We start from the raw sequence: 3,824 nt of genomic DNA, 5'->3' as shown, positions 1-3,824 counted from the left end.
CAGTCGTGGACGATAACATAGCCCCAGATGATGTCACTGGAAAAATCGGGGCTGAAGCAGATGACCACAACGAGAAATCAATATTGGGTAATTACTAGTGGGCATATTTCACCTCACGCTGAAAACCTAAATAAGGCCTCGCATGTAATTAGTCAAAGTCCGGGCTCAGGCTGCCTGGCCATAGAGACGACAAAACACGTCCTTCCCGAGTCAGAGATAACAAATTGGAAAAACCAATTAATCGAAAGACATCAATACTTAAACTACTTACTGCATATAGAGGAAAATCCACAACAAGATATCAATAGAGAATTTTCCATAGATGTGGGTGCAGATGGTGAAGTTGTTCTTTATGGCTTAATATCAAGCCCCCTACTATGCCTCCTTTCTCTTCAATCGCTCGACACAGGAAATCTTTCGACCGAATCAGCCATCGAAGCAGGCGTACGGCAAGTCGAAGCATCAATCATAGAAAAGCAAACAATGAGCAATTCAACGGACCTGCCTTCCATGTTCCGTGAGGTATCTGAATTTTCCCGCCGCCTGGCACCTATTCAAGCCGCTCAGCAACAAGCAAGCTGGACAATCCAGGCTCGTGATTTCATCATAAATTCAGACCTTGAAGGAATTAGAAACTTTATCGCGACCTTAGTGCAACGAAGAGCAGAATGGGCACAAGTCCTAAGATTCGCAGATCAATTAGGAGATGCAAGGTCGCGGAAGGTTTCATCCGAGGCGCTCAACACAATCGACGGTTTGAATACATCTCTGGCTTCACTTCTTACAGCTGAGCTTATACGAACTGCACAGGAAAGTTCACGACAAGAACGTGCCATTCAAACAAAGTTATCAGAAGCGAATCGAGCCAGGGATTACAGAATCGCTCGCTGGCTAGCTGCTGCCGTATTCCCAACATTGTGGTTAACGTACTGGGCGACCAAACCAGCCCCAGACATATCGGGTCTATGGCCAAACATTGCAGTAATACTTGTATCTATAATACTTGCCCCCATTGCGTTCACGCTTGTCGGCCAGGCGGTAGAAAGATACTCTGGGAAAGGCCGTGAATAATTTATGACCGAGACTGAATTTCCCGGACATGAAAATTTGAGTGTTGACAAGTTGGTTTCCCTAATTGGGCACGGGTGGTGCCAAGTTGACATGGCAGAACCGCGATTGAAGAATCGGCAAATTCTCGTAAATGCATCCACCCCAAAAGGATTTGTTTATCCAATTTTAAAAATTCTTGGAGAGCCGGTCGCAGGCGCACAGGTCCAACTAATATCAGCACCTGCAGGTGTGGGAAAATCCTGGCTCGCACAGGCTATAGCAGATAAAACAAACAATCCTTTATGGGATCTTAGTCGCTACCAGGTGGGATCAAACTTTTTCACTGGAACCATGGTGAAACATTATGGACGCAATTTCTCTAAAGCAAATGAGGCCCTACTGGAGGGGAAAGGCGCCTTGGTAATTGACGCCTTGGATGAGGCATTGGTCCGTGCAGGGTTGCGCAACGCCGTTGAAGCCATTGAAGATTTAACCGACCTAATTAAAGGCGTTGACTCCTCACTTTCTTCCGTAGTCCTCCTCGGCAGACCGGAGTCCATTCAACTCGCAGGAGCAACGCTCGCTTCGTCGGGAATCACCTGTCAGTCGCTGGAAGTTACCTTCTTCTCCAAGAACAGCCGAGATGTGTATTTGCGTGAAAAGGCTTCCATCTACGCCCAGGAAAGTGGCCGACAGATTGGGTCGGCCATTATGGACGAGTTCCTATATTTCGTAAATAATGATCTGGCAGAAACCATTGGTGAAGCGGATGATAGCTTTTTAGGTTATGCTCCTGTTTTAGATGCTCTGGCACTTATGGCTGACCAACCGAATTTATTCGCATCTTTAAAGCAAATGCGAAGCTCCGTTAATAGTTTTGCCTGGCCCTTCCTGGCGCAAACGATAAACTGGATTTTATCGCGAGAAACTGAAAAGTTTGCGAACTCTTTTGGACAGTCGGATCCACTAAAACGGGAAGCCGCCCGAGAAGTTTACTCGAGTGAGTTTCAGTTGCGCGCGTTATTGTTACACGACTTGGATGACATCGACGTTTATACACATGCCTATGATGCTCAATCTTGGCGACCAAGTTTGAGACCAGCGTTGCAGGCACAAGTTAGGGAACATCCTTTCCTTGCAGGATCTGGGAGAGGTATTCAACCTTGGGCGGATGTTCTTACAAGGCTTCGAAACTCAGTGTTTCGGGATTATCTGGCTGCTTGGGCATTTTGCCATGGCGTACCCGAATCGCGTCAAGTGGGTTTGTCATATTCCCGTCCTGAAGTTCCACCTTCGCCTGTGCTCATGAGAATGGTTATGGAGATTGCTGGGGCAGAGGATATTTTAGATGGAGAAATAATCGGCCCATTCTTAGATTCTTTAGCTGCCTCGGAAGGATTTGGGTCTGGATACCCAGTAGCGCATCTGAGTCAGACTGAAGATCCAAGCGTAATTGAACTGCGATTTTCTGAAGGATTTGAACGTGAATGGCAGAGCCAGGTTTTACTGCCAGATGCAGGTAAAATTTGGGTTGCTCGTTGGGTTAAGGATTGCAATATAGATGTTCCCGAACACAGTGTAGGTACAGGAGCGGGGCGGAGTGATTTTGCCCTGGGCGGAACCGTCTCGATTAATTGCAAGCGAATTGAATCCTATGCGGCCTCAGTACGAGTGATGGGCGAATCAAAGGTTACTATTGTGACCACTGAGATATCAGGAGTTACCGAGGAAATAACGGTACACCCGAGCTCAATGCTTTCTATTGTATGCCCGTCTGCTGGATTTCCCTGGGTTCGCTACAGAGTGCAAGATGATCCTGCCGACAAACATTCGGAAGCTGCTCTAGTGAGAGCGGCAATAGAATTAAGGGGTATTCTTCAGTGGCATCCTTGGCCAATTATGATGAGAGGCCCTGGATATGAAAATGGGAGAATGGATGCTCTCATCGCAAGGAAAAAGCTGAATGTTCCTATGGTTAGATACCTTTCCGAACAAGGTCTCATTTCAAGGAGGGATCGGCACTATTCAATCGAATTCCCGGCGGGAACCCCTACTATAAGGGATTGCGATGTGCAAGATCCCACACTACGAAAGTTCATTCTGGGTTATCTTGATTGGAAGTCGCAAAAGGGCCTGAATTAAGTACAGGCTAGTGACTTGCCTTTGAAGTCGTCGATAGCATCGGCCGTTGTCACTCCATCGTTGGCGGCAGAACCTGCAATAGCTTTCGTTGCAAGCCGGCCGTCTATTAACTACAAATTGGGTCACTAGTAAGACGCTGGTGGCGCTATGGCCACGCAGGGGAGAGTCCCCGGACATCTCTCCCGCCTGGACGAGGCAATGCTCGCACCGGTGTTCCTCCGGGAACGCCGGTGCGAACTTGACCTGTCGGGGCGCAGTCGCTTGCGTTCTTTCATAACGACAGTTGGGCGGTACCGTTTATATGCCGCAGTCCGGGCAACTGCTCAAGGTGATGACCAAGGTGTTCGGTAACTAGAGCCGGCATCTGGCGATGTAGTTGCTGAGATTGCGGAATCCCACTGCTTTGCCGCGCAGGTGCTTGAGGGATCTGTTGTTCACCTCTCGCGACCCCTTGGATGTGTCGGGACGGTCAAAGTAGGCTAATACGTCGCCCGGCGCGCTTATTTAGGTTTCGGTTAAGCGCGACGACCGCGCTCAGCGCCGCCGGGTCGCTGTTTCTAAGGGAGTTGACCTGCTGCTGCACCACCTTTTGGCCTCGGGTCCAGTCTGGTTTTTGATAGGCGACGATTATT

General features: G+C 48.6%; 3 protein-coding genes. 2 read left to right on the top strand and 1 reads right to left on the bottom strand.

The window, feature by feature from the left end; translation table 11 throughout:
• Positions 1 to 27 precede the first annotated feature (27 nt).
• A complete protein-coding gene (locus E7Z53_RS19755) occupies positions 28 to 1,071 on the top strand; it encodes a hypothetical protein (protein ID WP_176338683.1) in 1,044 nt (347 codons plus the stop codon).
• Positions 1,072 to 1,074: 3 nt separating this feature from the next.
• The gene (locus E7Z53_RS19750) at positions 1,075 to 3,192 is read left to right on the top strand and encodes an AAA family ATPase (RefSeq protein ID WP_176338682.1); all 2,118 of its coding nucleotides are present in this window, start codon (positions 1,075 to 1,077) and stop codon (positions 3,190 to 3,192) included.
• Between the two features lie 351 nt (positions 3,193 to 3,543).
• Here E7Z53_RS19750 and E7Z53_RS19745 read toward each other — a convergent pair whose 3' ends face one another.
• Positions 3,544 to 3,696: a transposase gene (locus E7Z53_RS19745; protein WP_176338684.1), complete on the bottom strand. Its 153-nt coding sequence runs from the start codon at positions 3,694 to 3,696 to the stop codon at positions 3,544 to 3,546.
• Positions 3,697 to 3,824 lie beyond the last annotated feature (128 nt).

The sequence above is a fragment of the Kocuria salina genome, assembly GCF_013368965.1.
GTDB classification, from domain to species: Bacteria; Actinomycetota; Actinomycetes; order Actinomycetales; family Micrococcaceae; genus Kocuria; species Kocuria rosea.
Note: the sequence above shows the minus strand (reverse complement) of the source record. Positions and strands in the feature narration are given on the sequence as shown.